The sequence below is a fragment of the Streptomyces sp. BRA346 genome, assembly GCF_052851135.1.
The window spans coordinates 139,164-160,620 of sequence record NZ_JAIWIH010000005.1; the positions used below are offsets into that span (position 1 = coordinate 139,164).

General features: G+C 71.7%; 23 protein-coding genes. 7 read left to right on the forward strand and 16 right to left on the reverse strand.

Features of this window, described 5'->3' with window-relative positions; all coding sequences use genetic code 11:
* The first annotated feature begins 3 nt into the window (after nucleotides 1–3).
* A complete protein-coding gene (locus LCH29_RS07470; protein ID WP_446460899.1) occupies nucleotides 4–1,065 on the forward strand; it encodes a methyltransferase in 1,062 nt (353 codons plus the stop codon).
* 68 nt (nucleotides 1,066–1,133) lie between these two features.
* On the opposite strand, the gene LCH29_RS07475 is transcribed toward LCH29_RS07470, so the two are convergent.
* The 9 genes from LCH29_RS07475 to LCH29_RS07515 all read right to left on the reverse strand — a co-directional run bounded on the left by LCH29_RS07475 (nucleotide 1,134) and on the right by LCH29_RS07515 (nucleotide 8,121).
* Nucleotides 1,134–1,859 (reverse strand): class F sortase, encoded by a 726-nt coding sequence (locus LCH29_RS07475; RefSeq protein ID WP_446460900.1) that lies wholly within the window; start codon nucleotides 1,857–1,859, stop codon nucleotides 1,134–1,136.
* 108 nt (nucleotides 1,860–1,967) lie between these two features.
* Complete coding sequence (locus LCH29_RS07480; RefSeq protein WP_446460901.1) at nucleotides 1,968–2,519, reverse strand: hypothetical protein; 552 nt, start codon at nucleotides 2,517–2,519, stop codon at nucleotides 1,968–1,970.
* Nucleotides 2,520–2,900: 381 nt separating this feature from the next.
* On the reverse strand, nucleotides 2,901–3,224 hold the full coding sequence (locus tag LCH29_RS07485) for a TcmI family type II polyketide cyclase (RefSeq protein WP_446460902.1): 324 nt from the start codon (nucleotides 3,222–3,224) through the stop codon (nucleotides 2,901–2,903).
* 4 nt (nucleotides 3,225–3,228) lie between these two features.
* Nucleotides 3,229–3,693, reverse strand: a complete 465-nt coding sequence (locus LCH29_RS07490) for an SRPBCC family protein (protein ID WP_446460903.1) — start codon at nucleotides 3,691–3,693, stop codon at nucleotides 3,229–3,231.
* 1 nt (nucleotide 3,694) lies between these two features.
* Nucleotides 3,695–3,952: an acyl carrier protein gene (locus tag LCH29_RS07495; protein ID WP_446460904.1), complete on the reverse strand. Its 258-nt coding sequence runs from the start codon at nucleotides 3,950–3,952 to the stop codon at nucleotides 3,695–3,697.
* The gene (locus LCH29_RS07500) at nucleotides 3,952–5,220 is read right to left on the reverse strand and encodes a beta-ketoacyl synthase N-terminal-like domain-containing protein (RefSeq protein ID WP_446460905.1); all 1,269 of its coding nucleotides are present in this window, start codon (nucleotides 5,218–5,220) and stop codon (nucleotides 3,952–3,954) included. The genes LCH29_RS07495 and LCH29_RS07500 overlap by 1 nt, the downstream gene beginning before the upstream one ends.
* Complete coding sequence (locus LCH29_RS07505) at nucleotides 5,217–6,476, reverse strand: beta-ketoacyl-[acyl-carrier-protein] synthase family protein (protein WP_446460906.1); 1,260 nt, start codon at nucleotides 6,474–6,476, stop codon at nucleotides 5,217–5,219. The genes LCH29_RS07500 and LCH29_RS07505 overlap by 4 nt, the downstream gene beginning before the upstream one ends.
* Nucleotides 6,473–6,880 (reverse strand): cupin domain-containing protein, encoded by a 408-nt coding sequence (locus LCH29_RS07510; protein ID WP_063730698.1) that lies wholly within the window; start codon nucleotides 6,878–6,880, stop codon nucleotides 6,473–6,475. Before LCH29_RS07510 ends, LCH29_RS07505 begins: the two co-directional genes overlap by 4 nt.
* Nucleotides 6,881–6,954: 74 nt before the next feature.
* Nucleotides 6,955–8,121, reverse strand: a complete 1,167-nt coding sequence (locus tag LCH29_RS07515; RefSeq protein WP_446460907.1) for a SchA/CurD-like domain-containing protein — start codon at nucleotides 8,119–8,121, stop codon at nucleotides 6,955–6,957.
* A 159-nt stretch (nucleotides 8,122–8,280) separates the two neighbouring features.
* On the opposite strand from LCH29_RS07515, the gene LCH29_RS07520 reads away from it, so the two are divergent.
* On the forward strand, nucleotides 8,281–9,918 hold the full coding sequence (locus LCH29_RS07520) for an FAD-dependent oxidoreductase (protein ID WP_446460908.1): 1,638 nt from the start codon (nucleotides 8,281–8,283) through the stop codon (nucleotides 9,916–9,918).
* A gap of 206 nt (nucleotides 9,919–10,124) precedes the next feature.
* On the opposite strand, the gene LCH29_RS07525 is transcribed toward LCH29_RS07520, so the two are convergent.
* Together LCH29_RS07525 and LCH29_RS07530 are read right to left on the reverse strand one after the other, a co-directional pair.
* Nucleotides 10,125–10,745: a DedA family protein gene (locus LCH29_RS07525; protein WP_446460909.1), complete on the reverse strand. Its 621-nt coding sequence runs from the start codon at nucleotides 10,743–10,745 to the stop codon at nucleotides 10,125–10,127.
* Nucleotides 10,742–11,524, reverse strand: a complete 783-nt coding sequence (locus LCH29_RS07530; protein ID WP_446461278.1) for an MBL fold metallo-hydrolase — start codon at nucleotides 11,522–11,524, stop codon at nucleotides 10,742–10,744. Before LCH29_RS07530 ends, LCH29_RS07525 begins: the two co-directional genes overlap by 4 nt.
* Before the next feature lie 109 nt (nucleotides 11,525–11,633).
* On the opposite strand from LCH29_RS07530, the gene LCH29_RS07535 reads away from it, so the two are divergent.
* The 3 genes from LCH29_RS07535 (at nucleotide 11,634) to LCH29_RS07545 (ending at nucleotide 13,525) form a co-directional block, all read left to right on the forward strand.
* A complete protein-coding gene (locus tag LCH29_RS07535) occupies nucleotides 11,634–12,212 on the forward strand; it encodes a MarR family winged helix-turn-helix transcriptional regulator (protein WP_446460910.1) in 579 nt (192 codons plus the stop codon).
* A gap of 147 nt (nucleotides 12,213–12,359) precedes the next feature.
* Complete coding sequence (locus LCH29_RS07540) at nucleotides 12,360–12,791, forward strand: cupin domain-containing protein (protein ID WP_446460911.1); 432 nt, start codon at nucleotides 12,360–12,362, stop codon at nucleotides 12,789–12,791.
* Between the two features lie 2 nt (nucleotides 12,792–12,793).
* Nucleotides 12,794–13,525, forward strand: coding sequence for an SDR family oxidoreductase (locus tag LCH29_RS07545; protein WP_446460912.1), 732 nt, complete (start codon nucleotides 12,794–12,796; stop codon nucleotides 13,523–13,525).
* Here LCH29_RS07545 and LCH29_RS07550 read toward each other — a convergent pair.
* Nucleotides 13,504–14,682, reverse strand: coding sequence for an FAD-dependent oxidoreductase (locus LCH29_RS07550; RefSeq protein ID WP_446460913.1), 1,179 nt, complete (start codon nucleotides 14,680–14,682; stop codon nucleotides 13,504–13,506). The genes LCH29_RS07545 and LCH29_RS07550 overlap by 22 nt on opposite strands.
* Nucleotides 14,683–14,797: 115 nt before the next feature.
* Between LCH29_RS07550 and LCH29_RS07555 the strand changes: the two genes are divergently transcribed.
* The gene (locus LCH29_RS07555) at nucleotides 14,798–15,508 is read left to right on the forward strand and encodes a TetR/AcrR family transcriptional regulator (protein ID WP_446460914.1); all 711 of its coding nucleotides are present in this window, start codon (nucleotides 14,798–14,800) and stop codon (nucleotides 15,506–15,508) included.
* A 61-nt stretch (nucleotides 15,509–15,569) separates the two neighbouring features.
* On the opposite strand, the gene LCH29_RS07560 is transcribed toward LCH29_RS07555, so the two are convergent.
* Together LCH29_RS07560 and LCH29_RS07565 are read right to left on the reverse strand one after the other, a co-directional pair.
* On the reverse strand, nucleotides 15,570–16,238 hold the full coding sequence (locus LCH29_RS07560) for a polysaccharide lyase family 7 protein (protein WP_446460915.1): 669 nt from the start codon (nucleotides 16,236–16,238) through the stop codon (nucleotides 15,570–15,572).
* A 164-nt stretch (nucleotides 16,239–16,402) separates the two neighbouring features.
* Nucleotides 16,403–18,823 (reverse strand): SpoIIE family protein phosphatase, encoded by a 2,421-nt coding sequence (locus LCH29_RS07565; RefSeq protein ID WP_446460916.1) that lies wholly within the window; start codon nucleotides 18,821–18,823, stop codon nucleotides 16,403–16,405.
* 108 nt (nucleotides 18,824–18,931) lie between these two features.
* On the opposite strand from LCH29_RS07565, the gene LCH29_RS07570 reads away from it, so the two are divergent.
* A complete protein-coding gene (locus tag LCH29_RS07570) occupies nucleotides 18,932–20,062 on the forward strand; it encodes a Fic family protein (protein WP_446461279.1) in 1,131 nt (376 codons plus the stop codon).
* A gap of 167 nt (nucleotides 20,063–20,229) precedes the next feature.
* Here LCH29_RS07570 and LCH29_RS07575 read toward each other — a convergent pair whose 3' ends face one another.
* Both LCH29_RS07575 and LCH29_RS07580 read right to left on the reverse strand, forming a co-directional pair.
* Entirely contained in the window at nucleotides 20,230–20,580 is a 351-nt protein-coding gene (locus LCH29_RS07575) for a VOC family protein (RefSeq protein WP_446460917.1), read from the reverse strand.
* A 98-nt stretch (nucleotides 20,581–20,678) separates the two neighbouring features.
* The gene (locus LCH29_RS07580) at nucleotides 20,679–21,455 is read right to left on the reverse strand and encodes a hypothetical protein (RefSeq protein WP_446460918.1); all 777 of its coding nucleotides are present in this window, start codon (nucleotides 21,453–21,455) and stop codon (nucleotides 20,679–20,681) included.
* Nucleotides 21,456–21,457 lie beyond the last annotated feature (2 nt).

Here is a 21,457-nt window from a genome sequence, read left to right on the forward strand (position 1 = left end):
GTCATGACCACCACCGCCACCCCGCCCCCCGGCACGGCGCCGGACGGCGCGGCCGGACCCCAGGCCGCGGCCATGCAGCTGCGGGAGATCGCCTTCGGCGCCGCCCGGGCCGCCGCCGTACGCGCCGCCGCCCGGCTGCGCGTCGCCGACGCGCTGGGGGAGCAGCCCACCTCCATCGGCGAACTCGCCGCCACGGTGGACGCCGAACCCGACCCGCTGCGCCGGCTGCTGCGCGCCCTGGCCTGCTGCGGGATCTTCGCCGAGACCGACGACGGCCGCTTCGTCCACACCGACATGTCCCGGCTGCTGCGCGAGGACACCCCGCGCAGCCTGCGGTACATCTCCCTGTGGTGCACCGAGCCCTGGACCTGGGAGGCCTGGCCGCGGCTGGACCGGGCGGTGCGCACCGGCGGCATCGTCTTCGAGGACCTCTACGGCAAGGACTTCTTCACGTATCTCCACGAGGACGCCCCCGAGTCGGCCGAGATCTTCGACCGGGCGATGACCACCTCCAGCCGCCAGTCCGCGGCCGAGGTCGCGGCCTTCGTCGACCTCGACGGCATCAAGGAGGTCGCCGACATCGGCGGCGGCCAGGGCCATGTGCTGGCCAGCCTCCTGGAGAAGCGCCCCGATCTGCGCGGCACCCTGCTGGACCTGCCGCAGGTGGTGGCGGGCGCCGATCCGCGGCTGCGGGACGGCGGCGCGCTGGCGGAGCGGGCCACGCTGGTGCCGGGCGACTGCCGCAGGGAGATCCCGGTCCGGGCCGACCTGTACATCATCAAGAACATCCTGGAGTGGAACGACGAGAACACCCGCCGCACGCTCGCCAATGTGGTCGCGGCCGCGCGGCCGGGTGCCCGGGTCCTCGTCATCGAGAACCTCATCGACAACAGCCGCTCCTCGTTCACCACGGCCATGGACCTGTTCCTGCTGCTCAACGTGGGCGGCCGCAAGCACACCACGGACAGCCTGGTGGCGCGGATGACCGAGGCCGGGCTGAACGTCACCGAGAGCCGTCCCGTCAACTCGTATCTGCACGCCATCGACAGCACGGTGCCCGGCTAGCCGCCGGGGTAACGCAACGAAGGTGCCCGCGCAGTGCGCGGGCACCTTCTTGTTACGGCGGGGGCTGCTCAGGCCCAGCGGAACGAGGTGAGGTGGGCGAACGCCACCACGTTCGCCGTGTAGTCCTTCGCGGTGTGGTCGTACGCACCGCCACAGGTGATCACGCGCAGCTGGGCGTCGTTGGTGTCCCCGTAGACCTGCTGGTCCGGGAAGTCCTTCTTCTTGTACGTCCGCACCTTGTCGACGACGAACGTGGCGAGGATGCCGTCGTCGCGGGTGACGGTCACCTTGCTGCCCGCCTTCAGGGTGTTGAGCATGGAGAACACCGCGGGGCCGGTCTTGGTGTCCACGTGTCCGGCCACGATGGCGTTGCCGCGCTCACCGGGGGAGGGACCGGCCTTGTACCAGCCGACGAGGTTGTTGTCGGTGTCGGGCGGCGGGACCAGGGTTCCCTGGCGGTTGAGCGACAGCGCGGTGAACGGGGCGCTCACGCCGATCGAGGGGATGTCCAGCTGGTTCGGGGCCGACCGCGGCAGCGCGGGCCCGGGCCGGGACGCGGGCTTGGCCGCCGACGCCTGCGAGTCGGACGCCTCCGGGGGCACCTCCGCCGTATCCGGCTGTGAATCCGTGTCGGACGCGGTGGCCGCGGGCGGGGCCGGTGTCACCGAGGAGGACTGGGAGGACGCGTCGACCGAGTTGTAGATCAGGAAGACACCGATGAGAGACGCCGCCGCGGCCCATCGGAGCGTGCGGGTGTTGCTGTCAGTACCGCCCTGCTTGTCCTGTCTGCCCATGCGGGTGTTCGCCTTTCTCACAGCGCCCGTCCGTGGCGCTGCCGTGGCACCTCCGCCGAAGCGAGCGGTGGTGCCACGGCAGCACGGGGTGAATCAGTAGCGTCAGGCTCAGATCGCGGTGCCGGACGGCTTGCGGCGACGCAGGGCGTAGGCGCCGGCGCCGAGACCACCGAGGAGCAGAACCGAACCGGCGGCCATGCCGCTGCCCGTGGTGGCCATGCCGCCACCACCGGTGTGGACGCCACCCTTCGGCTTCTCGTGGCTCTTCCAGGACCCGCCGTCCCAGTCGCCCTTCTTGCCCGACCAGCCGTGCTCTTCCTTGGGGTCCTCTTCCTTGCCCTTGCTCCCGGACCAGTCGTGCTCCGCCGGGTCCTCGTCCTTGCCCTTGCTGGGGTCGCCGGACCAGTCGTGGTGCTCGCGGGGGTCCTCGTCCTTGCCCTTCGGCTCTTCCTTCCCGTGCTCTTCCTTCGGGTCCTTGTCCTTGTCCTTCCAGGAGCTGCCGCTCTGACCGTAGCCGTCCTCGGAGGACTCCTGGCTGCTCGAGTACCCGCCGTGACCGCCCGGGTCCGAGACGTCGGCAGCGAACGCGGCAGCAGGGGCGCCCAGGGTCAGGGTGGCGGCAATCGCCGCCCCGGCAAAGAGTGCGCGAGTAGATCGCATGAGTCATTCCTTCCGGCACCGGCGCGATGACTGACTATTTGCCAGACAAAGGGATCGCGTCGGCGTCTTAACCACCGTCAGCGAAGAGGGGCCCGGCTGCCACCCGACGCGGCCAGCAAATCTGACGGATGTAAGCCCTCCGAGTGGAGTTCCGGCCGTTGATCACTCTTTTGCCGCGCGAACGGGCTGATGGTTATTCATCTGATTGGCCGACAGGATTTTCGGTCCCTCGGAACGGGTCCGCCGGACGGCTTCCCCCAAAACGCCGGAACCGGCTTCCGTGTATGCGGCAGCCGGTTCGATAACAGTCCTGGACGAGCCCTGGACGAGCCCTGGACGAGGGCGCCCGACGGCGGGCCGGGCCCTCGCCCGGCCCGTCCCCTAGCACTCCCAGCGGTAGAACTCCCTCGCCATGGCGTCCTTCGGCTCGCGCCAGGTCGCCGGGTCGTAGGCCTGCACGTACGCCGAGAGGCGTTCGCTGATGGCGCGGAACTCCGGATGTCCTGCCACCCGCGCGACTTCGGGCCCCGGCGGCTTGTCGGCCTCGATCAGATGCAGATACACATCGCCGAACTGGAAGAGACTCCGGCTCCGAACGCCAATGAGATGCGGTAGTTCGCCATTGCGGTCCGACTCGTCGAATACCGCGGCTATGTCCTGCGCCGCATTTTCCTTCATCCGGGCCACGATCAGTTCACGGTGCATTTCCTCACGCCCCCACCCGCGCGCGGGCGCGCTGCTCGATCTTGTCCCGGATCAGCTCCATCTGGATTTTGGAGTTTCGGTTGATGTGCTCGGTCATTCCGGCGTCGTCGACCGGTGCGTCCGGCTTCATCTCGAAGTCCTGGGTCCAGCGCATGCGGGTGCCCTCGGGCTCCTCCTCGTACTCCCAGCGGATGTTCATGAAGGCGAACGGCCCGGTCTCCACCCGGCGCGCCCAGACGGTCCGCACGTCGCGGGCCATCTCGCGCTCGGAGACCCAGCTCCAGACCTTGCCGTTCTCGTCGGGGTGCATGGTCAGCCGGAAGGTGACGGTGTCCCCGTTCCGCTGGAGCACCTCGACCGACGCGTACTCGCTGAACAGGTCCGGCCAGTTCTCCAGGTCGTTCGTCATGTCCCAGACGAGGTCCAGGGGCGCCTTGATGAGGATCTCGTTGTCGGTGTGGCCGGTCATCTCATGCTCCCGTGGTGAGTGAGGTGTTGATGACGTCGAGGAAGTCGCCGGGTGTCTTGGAGCTCTCGGCGCCGGGCTCGATGGGGGTGCCGTACTGGTTCTCCAGCTCGCCGACGATCGCGAGCAGGCCGAGCGAGTCCAGCCCGTACTCCTCGAACGTGGAGTCCGGCCGGGTGCGCATCAGCTCCGGGTCGACGGTCAGTCCGGCGCAGCGCTTCATGAGCGAGGCCAGGTCGCCGTAGGACAGTTGACTGGACATCACATATCTCCTTCCGGGCCGCGGAGCACGAGCGCCGCGTTGCAGCCCATGAGCCCCCGGCTGAGCACCAGCGCGGTCCGCGCCCCGCAGGCGCGGGAACTGCCGGTGACGAGGTCGAGGTCATGGCATACGTCGGTGACGTACGGGGTGGGCGGGACGACGCGGTGTTCCATGGCGAGCACCGCGGACGCCACGTCCAGGACCGGAGCGGCGCAGTACGCCCGGCCGAAACCGGTCTTGGGGGCGGTCACCGGCACCCGGGTGCCATGGGTGCCGAGCGCGTCGGCGATCGCCAGGGCCTCGGCGCGGTCCGCCTCCGGGGTGCCGAGGGCGTCCGCGAACACCACGTCGATCTCCTCCGGGGCGCACCCGGCCTCGTCCAGCGCGACGCGGATGGCCTGCGCGAGCCCCTCCCGGGACCGCTCCCACATCGACGGGCCGGTGAAGGTGGCGCCGTGGCCGAGGATCCGGCCGCGGATCCGCGCCCCGCGGCGCAGCGCCGCGCCCTCCTCCTCGACGATCAGCATCGCCCCGCCCTCGCCCGGCGCGAAGCCGCAGGCGTCGGCGGTGAACGGCAGATAGGCCCGGCCCGCGTCCCGGGCCAGGCTCATCTCCTCGTACCCCAGCTGGCAGACCACCGAGTACGGGGCGAGCGGCGCCTCGGCGGCGCCCACCACGATCGCGTCCGCCCCGTGCCGGATCGACCGGCAGGCGTGCGCGAGGGCGTCCAGGCCGCCCGCCTCGTCGTTCGCGACCACCCCGCACGGGCCCTTGAACCCGCCGCGGATGGAGATCTGGCCGGTGCTGGCCGCGTAGAACCAGGCGATGGACTGGTACGGGCCCACATAGCGCGGCCCCCTGCCCCACAGCTGCTGGAGCTCGCGCTGGCCGAATTCGCCGCCGCCGGAGCCGGATGCGGTCACCACGCCCACCGCGTACGGCGACATGTCCTTGCGCGGCAGCCTCGCGTCGTCCAGCGCCAGCTCGGCCGCGGCCATCGCGAAGTGGGTGAAGCGGTCGGTCTGGACGAGATACCGCTCCTCGATCACCGACCCCGGTTCGAAGCCGCGGACCTGGCCCGCGACCCGCAGCGGGGAGTCCTCGCAGCCCTCCCGGGTGAGCCGGTCCAGGAAGGTGATCCCCTCCCGTACGCCCTTCCAGAAGGCGTCCGTCCCCACGCCGTTGGGCGCCACGATCCCCATTCCGGTGATCGCCGCGCCCCGGATGTGCTTCTTGGCCTTGCCGGTCGTCTCCGCGGTCGCGTTCATGACGCACCCCCATGACTGAGCACGACCGCGGACTGGAAGCCGCCGAACCCGCTGCCCACCGAGAGCACATGACGCAGCGGCAGGGAGCGGGCGGTGCGCGGTACGTAGTCCAGATCGCACTCGGGATCGGGATTCTCGTAGTTGGCCGTGGGCGGTACCACGCCGTGCGCGAGGGCCAGGGTGCAGGCCACGATCTCGATGGCCCCGATGGCGCCCAGCGAATGCCCCACCATGGATTTGATCGAACTCATCGGCGTCCGGTACGCGTGGTCGCCCAGCGAGCGCTTGACGGCGGCCGTCTCGTGGCGGTCGTTCTGCTGGGTGCCGGAGCCGTGCGCGTTGACGTAGTCGATGTCGGAGCTGTTGATCCGGGCGTGGCCCAGGGCGTGGTCGATGGCCTCGGACATCTCCAGGCCCTCCCGGGTCAGCCCGGTCATGTGGTACGCGTTGCCGTAGGTGGCGAACCCCCTGATCTCGCAGTAGATCCGGGCGCCGCGGGCCCGCGCGTGCTCCAGCTCCTCCAGGATCAGCACGGCGGCGCCCTCGCCGAGGACGAAACCGTCGCGGCGCGCGTCGAACGGCCGCGACGCGTGCTCGGGGTCGTCGTTGTTGGCCGAGGTCGCCTTGATCGCGTCGAAACAGGCCACCGTGATGGGGGAGATGGGGGAATCCGCCGCGCCCGCGATGCACACGTCGGCCCGGTTCTCCTCGATCGCCTGGAAGCCGTACCCGATCGCGTCCAGACCCGAGGTGCAGCCCGTCGAGACGGTCTGCACCGGCCCCTGCGCCCCGATCAGCTCCGCCACCCCGGAGGCCAGCGCGCTGGGCGAGAACGCCCGGTGCAGATGCGGCCCGGCCCGCCGGTGGTCCACGTTCCACGACTCGCCCTTGTTGCTGACCTCGACGTAGTCGTGCTCCAGCCGGGTGGTGCCGCCGACCGCGGTGCCCAGCGACACCCCCGTGCGCCACTGGTCGCCGCCGGTCTCCAGGCCCGCGTCCCGCACGGCCTCCCGGGAGGCCGCCAGCGCGAACTGCACGTACCGGTCGGAGCGTCCGACCTGCTCCGTGGTCAGCCCGGCGGCCACCGGATCGAAGTCGCATTCGGCGGCGATCCGCGAACGGAAGCCCGCGGGGTCGAAGAGCGTGATGCCGCGCGTCGCCGTACGCCCGGCGGTGAGCATGTCCCAGAAGGCCGGAACACCCACGCCCCCCGGTGCGACCACGCCGAGCCCGGTGATCGCCACCCGTCGCGTCACGATGACGCCTCGGCAGGTTCGGTGGCCTCCGTGTCCACGTGCCCCAGCTCGGGACGGGGAGCCAGCGGGCCCAGATGGAAGACCATCCGGGCCTCGGTGTCGCCGACGTTGCGGAAGCGGTGCCGCATGTCGCGGGGGATCAGCAGGCCCTGGTCGGGGCGCAGTTGGTGCGCGGTCCCGTCCAGGTCCACCTCCAGGTCGCCGCAGACGACGAACACGAACTCCTCGGAGTACGGGTGGTAGTGCTCACCGATGCGCTCACCCGGTTGCATGAGCGCCAGGCCCATGAAGCCGCTGGTGGCGCCCACCGTGCTCGGGGTGAGCATGGCGCGCAGGTCGCCGCCGCGCCGCGTGTTGTGAGCGACGTCGGCGAGGTCGACGATGTGGGGGGACTGCGTGGTCATGATCGGTGCCTCCGGACAGGGAACGTGACATGGGGGACGTAAAGGGCGTGAAAGCCGTAAAGAAGGGGGGAACCTCAGTAGTCCGCCGCCCGGCGGTCGGTGACCGGCTCCATGTCGCAGTCCGCGAGGAAGCGCCGCAGCCCGTCCGCGTGGGACAGATCCCGGTCCTGGCCGCACTCGACGAGACGGCCCAGCACGGCCGCGGCACGCTTGCCGCCGACACCGACCGAAAGGGCGGGGTCCTGGTCCAGCGGCGCCCTCATGTCGACCATCCGGACGACGAGGTCCTCGTGCTGGAAGATCGTGCTGCTCACCAGGGGCGTCGTACCGCCGTTCATCGCCAGTTCGTCCTGGCGGGCCAGCAGCCGGGCCACGGCCGTGCCGGACCCCTCCCGCACCGGGTAGCACAGGGCGTGCCGCCGCAGCGGTCCCGCGGGCGCGCTGCCGTTCGCCCCGTTGACCGCCGTCAGATGGTGCACCACCGGAAGCGCGGCCCGGTAGAAGAACTCCCGCGCCGCATCAGGGTCGTCCAGGTCGCGCGGCTCCTCCAGATACGGGTTGACGGCCGCCTCCACCGCACGCACCTCGGGCTGCCGCGACACATGGCGCAGCGCCGCCACCAGGTCGCCCTTCACCTCGACGGTCCGGACCACGCGGTTGCCGGTCATGAACAGCGACGTCCGGCACAGCCGGGTGGTGTCGTCCACCCGCGTCTCCATCGGGGCGTAGTCGGCCAGGATCGCCGCCACGTCCTTCTCGGAACCGGGCTTCACCGTGAACGTCAGGCCGTGCCGGACCAGCCCGTCGCCGATCCGCGGCGCCGCCTGGAGCCGGCCCCGGGCCGCCGTCGTCCCGCGGCCCCGGTTGTCGGTCTCCCGCAGGATGCCGAAGCGCAGCGACCGGGTGTCCTCGACGCAGCCGTGCATGGGCTTGACCATCTCCCGGTGCGCCTCGCTGTCCACCCAGGCCAGGAAGGGCGGGGCGCTCTCCCACTCGCTGGTGATCAGCCACTTGGAAGGGTCCTCGATCGACTGGCACAACTGGTCGCTGAGGTGCCCCGGAACCGAGGCCACCTGCTGGCACAGCTCGTCATACGCGCGCAGAAAACGCTCCTCGGCACCGCTGCGCACGTCCAGCAGCAGCACCACGCGCAGCCGCGAATCGGTGAGTGAGGACTGCGAGGACCGCGTGGTCATGGATGGTGTCGTGGTGGGCTGTGGAGTCTGGGGCAGGGTGCTCATATTCCACTCCTCCTAGGGGGATGCGTCCTTCCTTGGATGCGCCGCCCGTCAGACCGATCGTGGGGCGCTCCCACGTATGGCGCGAGATTTGTGAGCCATCTGAGGGAACGCCTGGTCAGAGCCCCGAACGGGTCTGGAAACACCGGGCATAGCAGCAAGATGAACCGTCTTGCCGAGACTGCTGAACGCGTCCCCGTCCTCATCGCGGGCGGCTCCCTGGTGGGCCTGTCCGCCTCACTGTTCCTGGGCCGTCTGGAGATCGGCCACCTGCTCGTCGAGAAGCATCCGCGGACCTCCCACCACCCGCGCGGGCGCGGGAACAACATCCGCACGATGGAGCTGTACCGCACCGCCGGAGTGGAGTCCGCGATCCGCGAGGCGGCCGCCGTCCTGGCCGACAACCACGGCATCATGCAGACCCCGTCGCTCGCCGGGGAGGAGCACAACTGGCTCTTCCGGGACATCGACCCGGGCGGCAAGGCCGCCCGCATCAGCCCCTCCGCCTGGTGCCTGTGCAGCCAGAACGACCTCGAACCCGTCCTCCTCAAAGCCGCCCAGGACCTCGGCGGCGACCTCCGCTTCGGCACCGAGCTGCTCTCCTTCGAGCAGGACGCCGACGGGGTCACCGCCGTCATCCTGGACCGCCGCACCGAGGCCCGCTCCACCGTCCGCGCCGACTACCTCATCGCCGCCGACGGCCCCCGCAGCCCGGTCCGCGAGGCGCTCGGCATCGGCCAGAGCGGACACGGCGAGCTGTTCCACAACGTGTCCATCACCTTCCGTGCCAAGCGGCTCGCCGACGTCGTCGGCGACCGCCGCTTCATCGCGTGCTACCTCACCAACCCCGAGGCCGACGGCGCGCTCCTCCCCGTCGACAACCAGGAGCAGTGGGTCTTCCACGCCCCCTGGCACCCCGAGCGCGGCGAAGCCCTGGAGGAGTTCACCGACGAACGCTGCGCCCAGCACATCCGCACCGCCGTCGGCATGCCCGACCTCGAGGTCGAGATCACCGGAAAGGCGCCCTGGCACGCGGCCGAGCGGGTGGCCGACACCTACGGCTCCGGCCGCGTCTTCCTCGCCGGGGACTCCGCCCACGAGATGTCCCCCACCGGCGCCTTCGGCTCCAACACCGGCATCCAGGACGCCCACAACCTCGCCTGGAAGCTCGCCGCCGTCCTCGGCGGCTGGGCCGGTCCCGGGCTGCTGGACACGTACGGCACCGAACGGCAGCCGGTCGCCCGGGCCACCAGCGCCCGGGCCGCCTCCCGCTCGGCCGAGCACAGCCACCCCGGCTACTCCGCCCCGCCCACCGCGGGCCCGCAGAGCAACGTCATGGCCGTCGCCATGGGCTACCGCTACGTGAACGGCGCGGTCCTCGGCGCCGACCCCACCGCCCCCGCCGTACCCGACCGCTTCGAGATCTCCGCCGAACCCGGCAGCCGCGCCCCCCACATGTGGGTCCACCGCTGCGGGGTCCGGCTCTCCACCCTCGATCTGTACGAGCGCACCTGCGTGCTGCTCACCGGCCCGGGCGGCGCCGCCTGGCACGAGGCGGGCCGCCGCGCCGCCGACGCCCTCGGCGTCCCCCTCGACTGCTACCGCGTCGGCACGGAACCGGACCACGAACTGGCCCCCGAGCCGGGCGCCGACTGGGCCGAACTCCACGGCACCGCCCCGGACGGCGCGGTCCTGGTCCGCCCCGACGGCTTCGTCGCCTGGCGCGCGGAGCGCTCCGCGTCCGACCCGTACGCACTGCTGACGGAGGTGCTACGGGAGGTGCTGAGTCTCGGCAGCTGACCGCTGCTCCGTAGCCCGCCCCGGTTTCCGAGCCCGCGGAACCGGGGCGGCTCCGCACCAAATCAAGCCCTCCGGCGGACCCGAGGCCGAGGGCGGATCTGCACCAAATCCAGCACCAGGGGGCACCTCCCAGCGGTAGCTGGGGGAGTTCGAGGACCGGGGTCCGGGGCTCCGCCCCGGACCCCGGCGGGGGCGAGCCCCCGCACCTAACCCGCGCCGTGGCGCCGCACCACGCGGCGCCACGCCCCCGGGGCCACGCTGACGGCCACCGTCAGCAGCACGGCCGCCACCACCCCCTCCCACGGCTCGCGGAACAGCGAGCCGCCGAGCAGGCCGATCAGCTGGTACGTCCCGGCCCAGGCCAGCGCCGCCGGGGCCGCGCCGCGGGCGAACCTCCGCACCGGCCAGCGGGCCAGCAGACAGGCCAGCATCACCGGGATCCGGCCCGCCGGGACCAGCCGGGACAGCACCAGCACCGCCACCCCGTGGTCGGTGAGCTTCGTCCGCGCCTGGTCCAGCCGCTCCGGCGCCGCGTGGTCGTGTATGCGCTCCAGCCACCGCGAACCGTTCTTGGACCGCACCCCGCGCCGCCCCAGCAAGTACAGCGCGAGGTCCCCGAGGAACGCGGCCAGCGCGGCGACGCCGAAGCTGAACAGCAGCGAGAACGGCGAGGACTGGTGGATCGCGACCACGGCCGCCGAGCTGACCACCGCCCCGGTCGGCACCACCGGCACCAGCGACCCCAGCACCACCAGCAGGAACAGCGACGGATAGCCCACCGCCTGCTGGGTGGACTCGGCCGGCAGGCGCGCCAGTTCGCCTATCACCTGGCGGGCTCCAGCCGCACGCACTCCCCGTGCCGCAGCCGGTGCACCGACGCGTCGGGGGCCAGTCGCCCCGCGTGGCGGACGAAGTCGTCGCCCGGCGCGTGGAATTCATGCGGCCGCACGGCGTCCAGGCCGATCGGCCAGTACGTCCCGTAGTGCACCGGCACCGCGCTGCGCGCCCCCAGCCGGGCCAGCGCCTCGGCGGCGCGGCCCGCGTCGAGGTGGCCGTGGCCCAGGTACGGGCCCCAGCCGCCGACCGGCAGCAGCGCCACGTCGCACGGGCCGACGGCGTCCGCCATCGCGTCGAACAGCCCGGTGTCGCCCGCGAAGTACGTCGTCGCCTCGCCGTGCAGCACGTACCCGAGCGCGGGCGCCCGGTGCGGCCCGAACGGCAGGCGGCGGCCGTCGTGGGCGGCGGGCACGGCCCGGATCCGTACGTCGCCGACCGACACCACGTCGCCCGGCCGTACCTCGGTGACCCGCAGATCGCCCGCCGCGGCCATCCGCCGCAGCCCCGGCACGGCCCGCCCGGCGCCGTACGGCACGATCAGCCGGGTGCCGGGCCACAGCCGGGCCAGCGAGCCGAGGTGCAGATGGTCGGCGTGCAGATGCGAGACGAGCGCGACGTCCGCCACCGCCGCGTCCGGCGGCGGCACGGGGCCGCGGCGGCGGCGCAGATGGGCCAGCCGCCGTACGAAGAGGGGGTCGGTCAGCACCCGTACGCCGGAGTCCCGCACGGTCGCGGTGGCATGCCCCCACCAGGTGATCTCCACCGACACGCGGTGCCTCCCGTCGCGCACGTACCACACCCTCGGGTCCGATCCTCTCACTTCCTTTCACTCCGGCGGCCCCCGATTGCCGTCACCCTCATCAGGACATGCATGACTCATGCATATCGTTGCCCCGGACATCCCCGAACCCGACATCGAGCGCGTGGCGAACCTGCTGGGTGCCGCGGCGCTGGCCGTCACGGACGACCTGCTCACCGCCCCGGCCGCCGCCTCCCACCTGAGCATGAGCGCGGCCGCCGCCCTGATCGTCCTGCATGCCGACCCGGGCGTGAGCGTGACCGAGCTGGGCCGCCGGGTCGGCCTCACCCAGTCCGCCGCGGTGCGGATGGTCGACGGTCTTGAGCGGTCCGGCCTGGTCGAGCGGCGGCGTACGGTCGGCAACTGGACCGGCGTCCACCCCACCTCCCACGGGCGGCGCACCGCCGAACACCTGCTGACCGCGCGCACCTCCCACCTCGCCGGGGTGCTGCGCGGCCTGGACCGTACCGAGGTGCGCGACCTCGGCCGACTCCTGGCCAAACTGCTCGACGGCCTCTACCAGGGCTGCGGCGCGGCCGACCGGATGTGCCGCATGTGCGACCGCGACGCCTGCACCCACCGGGGCGCCCCCTGCCCGGTCGGCGCCGCGGACCGGGCGGCGGCCGCCGAGCGCGAGGCCGCGGCCCCCGCGGAGTGAGCCCGCGATGGGTGAACTGCTCGCCCTGGCCGCGGGGGCGGCCCTCGCGCTCATCGCGCTCGGCTGAAACAGCCGGTGGGCGAACGCCGGAAATGCTCGCGCGGGTCGTCACGGCCAGAAGGAAGCTCCGGTCTTTACCTATGACTCATGCCGAGCGATGAATCGAGCAAGAAACCACGATCCGAGGCGTGGAAGACCGCACTGACCACGCTTCAGTCAGCACGGCCGCCCTTCATCCCGGAAGGGGCGGAGGCGATGACCGTCCTCATCGAATACCCCCCGGGTGACCCGGGAACCCCTCCGCACCGGCACTCCGGCCCCGCATTCGGATACATGCTCGAAGGCGAAATGCTCTTCGAGCTGGAAGGCGAGCCGGAGCGCGTGATCAAGGCCGGAGAGACGTTCTGGGAGCCGGGCGGCGACGTCATCCACTATCAGGACGGGAACAACCGAACGGATTCCTGGAGCCGTTTCCTCGTGACCATGATGTGCGCGCCGGGGCAGCCCATGCTGACCCTGGTGGACGACCAGGAACTGGCCCAGCGCAAGGACCGACGCGCTCCGCGGAAAGACAGGTGACCATGAAGATCGCAGTTCTCGGCGGGACCGGCCTCATCGGATCGAAGGTCGTGCAGAACCTGACGGCGGGCGGCCATGAGGCCGTGCCCTGTTCGCCCTCCACGGGGGTCGACATCATCACCGGAAAGGGCGTGGAAGAGGCGCTGTCCGGTGCCGACGTCGTGGTCAACCTGACGAATTCGCCGACCTTCGACGACGCCTCCGCGGCGTTCTTCCAGACCTCGATGGACAACCTCCTGGCCGCCGCCGGTAAGGGCGGGGTGCGGCACGCCGTCATCCTGTCGATCGTCGGCGCGGAATTGGTGCCCGAGCTCGCCTACTACCGGGCCAAGGTGCTTCAGGAAGACATCCTCAAGGCCGGGCCTATTCCGTATTCGATCGTCCGCGCCACCCAGTTCATGGAGTTCATCGACGCGCTCCTGTCCTGGACCACCGACGGCGACACCGTCCGGCTGCCCGCGACGCCGATCCAGCCGATCGCCGCGCAGGACGTCGCCGACGCCGTCGCCGAAGTCGCCGTCGGCACCCCGCTGAACGGCACCCGCGACATCGGCGGGCCCGACGTCTTCACCCTCGACGAACTCGGCCGGGTCACCCTGGACGCGCGCTCCGACAGCCGCACCGTCGTCCTGGACGACACTGCCGGGATGTTCGCCGCCGTCCACGGCGATGTCCTCACCACCAAGGGGGACGCCCGTCTCGCCCCCACCCACTACACCGAGTGGCTGTCCTGAGCCGGTCCGCGGGGTGATGCGTACGAGGTGAAGCGGTCCCGCGCGCGGCGGAGGCCGTCGGGCCGGAAGAAGTCGGCGAGGTTCGCGGCCGAGAGGGCGGCCGCGGTCTCGCCGCGCGGGAAGAGGGCGGTCTCGTACGCGGTCAGCGCCGTCTCCAGGTCGTCGTGGGCGGTGATGGCCCGGGCGAGTTCGGCGCCGTCGAGCATGGCGAGGTTGGCGCCCGCGCCCGCGAAGGGGGACATCAGGTGGGCGGCGTCGCCCAGGAGGGTGACGCCGGGCACCCGGTCCCAGCGGTGCCCGACGGGCAGGGCGTGGAGGGGCCGGGGCGCGAGGGGGATGTCGCTGCCGGCGATCAGCGCGCGCAGCGCGTCGTCCCAGTCGGGGAAGAGGTCCAGGACCCGCTTCGCGGTGACGGCCCCCGTACCTGCCCACCCCTCCGGAACCTTGACGGTGCTGTAGACGCGGATGCGCTCCCCGCCGATGCGCTGCGCGATCACCCCCTTCTCGTCCCCGAGGGCGAACATCGTGCCGTGGCCGACGAGTTCGGCGAGGGCGCGGTGCCGGGTGTCGACGTCCTCCAGCTGTCCGTCCATCAACGTCACCCCGGCGTAGACCGGCCGGGCGCCGGACACCACCGGCCGGACCCGCGACCAGGCCCCGTCGGCGCCGACCAGCAGATCCGCCTCCACGGTCTCGCCGTCGGCCAGGGTGAGCGCCGGACGCCCCGTGGGAGAGACGGCGACCGACCGTACGCCGTGTCCCCAGCGGACCGTCCCCCTCGGCAGCGAGTCCAGCAGCAGCCCCCGCAGCGCGTACCGGTCGATCTCGGGGCGGTCGCCGCCGCCGTCCGGGGCGGGCTCGTGGAGCAGGACGGATCCGTCCTTGGCGAGCAGGCGCAGCTCGCCGCCCTCGGGGCGGCTGAGTGCGCGGAAGTCGTCGAGCAGCCCGGCGGCGGTCAGCGCCCGCTGGCCCGACGTCTCGTCCAGGTCCAGCGTGCCGCCCTGGTCGCGGGCGGTCGGCGACGCGTCCCGTTCGTAGACGGTCGCGGCGATGCCGTGGGTGTGCAGGACGCGCGCCAGCGTCAGCCCGCCCAGCCCTCCTCCGACGATCGCGATGCCGGGTGCGGTGGACCTACCGCTGGACCCGCCGGTGGCCATAGATCGCCTCCCCATGAATCCCTGTCGTGCCGGACGGGAGGAGCGTAGGCCGACGAACATGTTCGTGGCAAACACGTTCGTTACGAACGTGTTCGCGCCGGGATAGCATGGGCGCATGACAGGGAACTCCGCCACGCGCCAGAGCCGCCGCGAACGTCCGGCGAAACCGGCCCTGACCCGGGACGGGATCATCGCCACCGCTGTCGACCTCATGCGGGCCGAGGGCCTGGATCGCGTCACCATGCGCCGCTTGGCGCAGGAGCTGGACACCGGGCCCGCCTCGCTCTACGTGTACGTCCGCAACACCGCCGAGTTGCACGCGGCGGTCCTCGACGAGCTGCTCGCCGAGGTCGACCTGAGTCCGGCCACCGCCGAGGGCGACTGGCGCGAGCGGCTGGTGCGGGTCCTCATGTCGTACACGGACCTGCTGTTCGCGTACCCCGGCCTCGCCCGCTCGGCTGTGGCCGCGCGCCCCTACGGCACGTACTTCCTGAACCTCGCGGAAGGGGTGCTGGCGCTGCTGCACGAGGGCGGGGTCGCGCCGGACCGGGCGGCGTGGCTGGCCGACGTGCTGCTCCAGTTCGGCACCGCGACCGCCGCCGAGCACGCCTGGCGGGGCCCGGACGAGGACCGCCACAACGAGGAGGACTGGGAGGCGATGGCCGCCGCGCTGATGGGCGCCTCGGAGCGGACGCACCCGCGCATCGCCGCGCTGGGCCCGCGGCTGCTCTCCGGGTCTCCCCAGGAGCGGCTGGTCTGGGGCTTCCACGTGCTGATCAACGGTGTGGCGCACACCCCGGTGCCGGACGTCCCGACGCCGCTGTAGCCGCGCTCCGGACGTGTCGCACCGGCCGCCCCGGGCATGGCGGCCGGTGCGGCGTACGGCCCTACTTGACCCAGTAGCGCACGTTGCGGAAGCGGGCCTCGGCCTTGCCCGAGCCGTGGTGGTAGACGCCGTTCTTGAAGTAGCGCGTGGCCGGTCCGCGGTCGTCGGCGGTCAGCACCAGCTTGTTGTCGGCGTAGACCTGGATCGTTCCGGCGCTCGCGTCGTGGGCGACCTTCAGGTTCCACCAGGTGTTGTAGATCCCGGTCTTGATGGTTTCGTTCGTATAGCGCTTGAGCGTGCCGCCGTTCGCGCTGGACGCCCGGAACATGATGTCGGTCGCGGGGGTCCCGGACGGGCGCCGGGTGCGCAGGATCTGCATGATGTCCGCGCCGTTGGTGCCGGACGGGACGTACACATCGGCGTCCCACATCTGCTTGCCCGAGGTGTAGTCGTTCTTCCAGCGCATCTCGGTGCGCGGATTGGTCGAACTGCCTTGCTCGAACGGCTCGTCGGAGGCGTTCACCCACATGGTGTGGGTCTTGGTGCTGGAGTTGTAGCTGTAGCGGTCGCTGAGATCCAGGTTGTACGGCTTCTGCATGCTGTACGTGTACGACTTCTGCGTCCATCCGTCCGTCGGGTCGGCGGCCGGGGCGGCCGCCGTTCCCGTCAGCGCGGCCATGAGCACGCCGACGGCGACGCCCACTCCGACCTGCATGCGTAACGCGGGCATGCGCCCACCTCCAGTCAGTCGTCATGGTCCGGACCAGGCGTCAACGTAGGCCAGGGTCGATGGCGTGTCCATATCAATGAACAAGATTCTTCGTTTTCACAGCTCTCGTTCAGAGATGTGACCTGATTCAGGGGCGCGACCCGGCTCAGGGGCGCGACCCTGGCTCAGGGATGCGCCCCGACCAGCTGCTCGCACCAGATGGTCTTGCCCGTGTGGGTGTGCCGGGTGCCCCAGCGCTGGGTGAGCTGGGCGACCAGCAGCAGTCCGCGGCCGCCCTCGTCGGAGAGGCGGGCCCGGCGCATATGGGGCGCGGTGCTGCTGGCGTCGGACACCTCGCAGATCAGCGTCCGGTCGCGGATCAGCCGCAGCTGAATGGGCCCCTCCGCGTGCCGGATGGCGTTGGTGACCAGCTCGCTGACCACCAGCTCCGTGATGTCCGACGCGTCCGCCAGCCCCCAGGCGTCGAGCTTCCGGGACGCCCACGAACGGGCCGTCGCCACGGTGACCGGGTCGGCCGACAGGTCCCGTACGGCGAACCGGTCCGTGCCCAGGGCCTGGGTGCGGGCGATGAGCAGCGCGGCGTCGTCGGCGGGGTGGTCCGGCAGCAGATCGCCGAGCACGTGGTCGCACAGCGCGTCGAGGGAGGGCGCGCGGTCGGTCAGCGCGTGGCACAACGCGTCCAGCGCACCGTCCAGTTCGCGTTCCCGTTCGCGCAAGCCCAGCAGTCCGTCGGTGTAGAGCGCGAGCAGGCTGCCCGGCGGCAGCTCCACCTCCACCGCCTCGAACGGCAGCCCGCCGAGGCCCAGCGGGGGACCGGCGGGCAGATCGAGCAGCCGCGCCTCGCCGTCCGGGGTGACCACGGCGGGCGGCGGATGCCCGGCCCGGGCCATCGAGCAGGTCCGGGCGACCGGATCGTAGACCGCGTACGTGCAGGTGGCGCCGAGAATCGCGGGGTCGCCGGGAGCATCGGGGCCATCCCGGGCACCGCCGCTCTCGGCCTCCGCCGCGAGCCGGATCACCACATCGTCCAGATGCGTCAGCAGCTCGTCCGGCGGCAGATCGACGTCCGCCAGCGTACGGACGGCCGTGCGCAGCCGTCCCATGGTGGCCGCCGCGCCGATGCCGTGGCCGACGACGTCGCCCACGACCAGGGCGACCCGCGCCCCGGACAGCGGAATCACATCGAACCAGTCGCCCGCCAGCCCCGACCGGCCCCCCGCGGGCAGATAGCGGGACGCGGTCTCGACCGCCGCCTGCGCCGGAGTGCCCCGCGGCAGCAGGCTCTGCTGGAGGCTGAGCGCGGCGGTGCGCTCGCGGTCGAAGCGGCGCGCGTTGTCCAGACAGATCGCGGCCCGCGCCACCAGCTCCTCGGCCAGCAGCTGGTCGTCCTCCGTGAAGGGGTCCTTGGTCCGCCGGTAGAACATGGCGATGCCCAGCGTCATCCCGCGCGCCCGGATCGGCACCCCCATGATCGACTGGAATCCGTACTCCCGGAACTTCTCCGCCCGGGCGGGGTCCCGCGCCAGCCAGTCCCGCATGTCCCGGTCCGTGACCCGGTGCCGGGTGGACCGGCCCGTGGCCATGCAATGTACGGCGGGCGTGTACGGCGGGTAGAAGTCCACCTCGCCCGGCTGCCGCACCGCCTCCGGCGCCTCCTCGATGATCGACTGGTTCGCCGCCCGGCGCAGCGCCACCACCCCGGTGAACGGACCCGGCTCATCCCCCCTGAGCAGCGTCTCCAGCAGATCGACGGTCACCCAGTCGGCGAGCCGCGGCACCACCGCGTCGGCGAGTTCCCGCGCGGTGCGCATCACGTCCAGGGTGCCGCCGATCCGGCTGCTCGCCTCGTTGAGCAGCGTCAGCCGCTCCCGGGACCGGATCTGCTGGGTCACATCGGAGACCGTCGTGCACAGCCCGAGCGTCTCCCCGTCCGCGCCCCGCAGGGCGGAGGCCGCGGCCAGGAGGACGCGATCCTGGTCCGGGTTCGAGGGCAGCCGCCCCCGCATCTCCCCGCTGAACGCGGCCTCCCCCGTCTCCACCACCCGCCGCAGCCGCCGCTCCCACGGCTCCGCGTCCGGCCCCGACAGCACCTCCGGCAGCCGCTTCCCCTTGCGTTCGGCCTCCGTGATCCCGGTCAGCCGCGTCATGGCGGCGTTCTGCCGGATGCACCTGAGGTCGGTGTCGTACATGGTCACGGCCACCGGGGAGCGGGAGAACAGCCAGTCCACGACCGCCCGGTCCATCTCCTGCGGCAGCGGCCGCGGCCCGGCGGCGTCCTCGATCGGCGCCACCAGCACCCACTGGCCCCGGGTATCCCGGTCCACCAGCCGGTGCCCCGCCCCGCGCACCCGTACCACCCGGCCATCGGCGCACCGCACCGACAGCCACCCCAGCCAGTCGTCCCGTTCCGGCGGCCCGTCCCAGAACGGCGCCCCGCCCTCGGGCAGGAGCAACTCCCCGGCCCGCCGCCCCACGGCGTCCTCCGCGGTATGCCCCAGCGCCCGTTCGGCACCGCGGTTCCAGCCCGTGACGATGCCGGACTCGTCGACCGTGATCACGGCGGTCCGCGGGGCCTCGGCGTTCATGCGCCCATCTCCTCCTTACCGAGCATGCACCCGCCGCCAGGGCCGTTCAAACGAGCGCGGCTCGCTCGGCTTGACCCTTTGATGGGAGGATGGTGTCATGGCTTCATGATGTACGGGGTGCCCGAACTCAACGCCGACGATGCGCGCGTTCTCGATGAGATCGACGCGATGCGGGGGCGCCTGCGGCTGCATCTGCGGGCGCCGAGGCGGTGGGAAGGCCAGCTCCGCCGCAATCTGACCGCGCGGGCGATCGCCGGGTCGAACACGATCGAGGGGTATGCGGCGAGCGTCGCCGACGTCGAGGACATCATTCTCGGCGAGGCCCCGATCGAGGCCAGCGGGGTGGTGGCCGCGGAGATCGACGGCTACCGGCAGGCCATGACGTACATCCAGCGGCTGGCCGACGCCGGTCCCGACTTCGCCTACGGCAAGGGGCTGCTCAACAGTCTGCATTTCATGATGCAGGGGCATCACCTGCTCAAGCGGCCCGGGTGGTGGCGCTCCGGCCCCGTGTACGTCACCTCACCCGAAGACCCCACCATCGCGGCATACACAGCCCCGGACGCGGAACTGGTGCCCGGTCTGGCGGACGAACTGGTGGCGTGGCTGAACGAGGGGGACCTCGAAACACCGGCGCTGGTCCGGGCCGCCATGGCGCACCTGAACCTGGTGGCCATCCACCCTTGGCCGGACGGCAACGGCAGGATGTCCCGCGCCCTCCAGACCCTGGTGCTGGCCCGTGAGGGGCTCGTGGCACCGGAGTTCTCCAGCATTGAGGAGTGGCTCGGACGCGCCCGCAACACCTACCGCTACTACGACGTACTCGCCGAGGTCGGCGGCCCCGTATGGACGCCGGACCGGGACACCCGCTCCTGGGTGCGCTTCTGCCTGCGCGCACACCATCAGCAGGCCCAGACGGTGGAACGCCAAGTGGAAACCACTCGGACGCTATGGGCCGCCCTGGAGGAAGCCATCGAGAAGCAGGGTTGGGCCGAGCGACTGCTGTACGCCCTGTACCCGGCCGCGATGGGCAACCGCGTCCGCCGGGCGACGTACCAGTCGGACGCCGCGCTCAGCGAGCAGCAGGCCCAGCGGGACATCCGCGAACTCGTACGCGCCCGGTGGCTGTCGCCGCACGGTGAGGCACAGGGGCGGTACTACACCGCCGGTGAGGGTATGCCGGATGCCATCACGCGTGGAGTCCGGCAGCCTCGGCCCTTGCGCGAACCGTATGCCTGACCGCCGCTCGATGCCGGCTCCGTCCTCCGATCGGCCGCTTGGGGTCTCGTGGTCGGCGTGAGCTGGTGCAGGGAGCGGGTCTCATCGCCCAGGGTGCGGCCGACGTTCTGGAAGAGTCCGCGGACGTAGCGATCGGCGTCGTCGGACGCGATGCCCTGGGACCCCGGTCACCCGCTGTGGCTCAGCACGTTGACCACCCGGCCGTTGGGGTCACGGACGAAGAACCGGCGCACTCCCCACTTCTCGTCCTGCAAGGGGTGCACGATCTCCGCGCCGCTCTCTCGCATCACCGCATACGCCGCATCGACATCGTCCACCTCGACGCTCATGTCGGGTACGACGGGCGCGGTCTCGTCATGGCTCATGAAGGTGACTTGCGCCGTTGGGTTGGAGGGGGAGGCGAGCGTCATGACCCAGCCAAGGTTCATGACCTCCTCGAACCCCAGGTGGCCGTAGAAGTCACGGCTCTCCTCCATGGCCTCTGATCGGATGTCGGGCATGACCCGGCGGATGGACATGGGCGACTCCTGCTGACAGGCGTGAGCAAACGTGTCTCCGATTCTCTCCAGAGACCCTGGGGTGGGGCGCGCTGTCGACATCATCCGGCGCGGGCGGGTCAGGTGGAAGACCGGCGGCCGCGCCCCGCGTCGCGGCGGAGGTGGGCGATGAGTGACGCCGTGCTGGTGTACGTGCCGACCGCGGCCACCAGCGTCAGCCACATCGGTCCCTGGTCGTGCAGGTTGTTCACGAGGTACACGCCGAAGAACGCGGTGCCGACCGCGGACCGCACGTCGTTCCGCTGCCACCAGTGCTGTCGGGGCGCTTTCGCTTTGGCGAGCTGCCGTGCGTATGCGGCCACGGGCCCGAATTCGTCCTCGGGCTCGCGCCCGCTTTCCGCGAGCTGGCGGCTCGCTTCCCGGGTGAGTTCGGCCGCGCGGGCCCGCGGGAGCGCGTGGCAGCCTTCGAGGAGCCGCGGCAGCTTGTGCAGCCACGCCTCGGACGGCAGCCGCTCGTGGGCGGGGGCGGTCGGGGGCTTGGAGAACAGCACCCATGCGGGGAGCAGGATGCCCAGCGCACAGATGGCGGGCGTCGGCACGTGTGCGATCACGGTGTCGGGCCCCTCGACGAGCGCGACGGCGGCGAGGGCGACGGCGGCGATGGCCACGCAGCCGAGGAGGGCGGAGGTGGTGAGAGAGGTCATGAGGCCGTTCGTCACGAACTCGTACGCCCCGGCCCCAAAGGTCATCAAGCCCAACTGCCCGGTCACGGCGACGGCGTAGTCGGTGGCCGTCATCGCGTCGGGGTCGCCCGCGGCCCGTACGTCGGCGGGCTGCCGCTCGTTCGCCACGGCCTCGGCGAAGTCGTCCGGGCGGCCGAAGGTGTCCCTTTCCACGC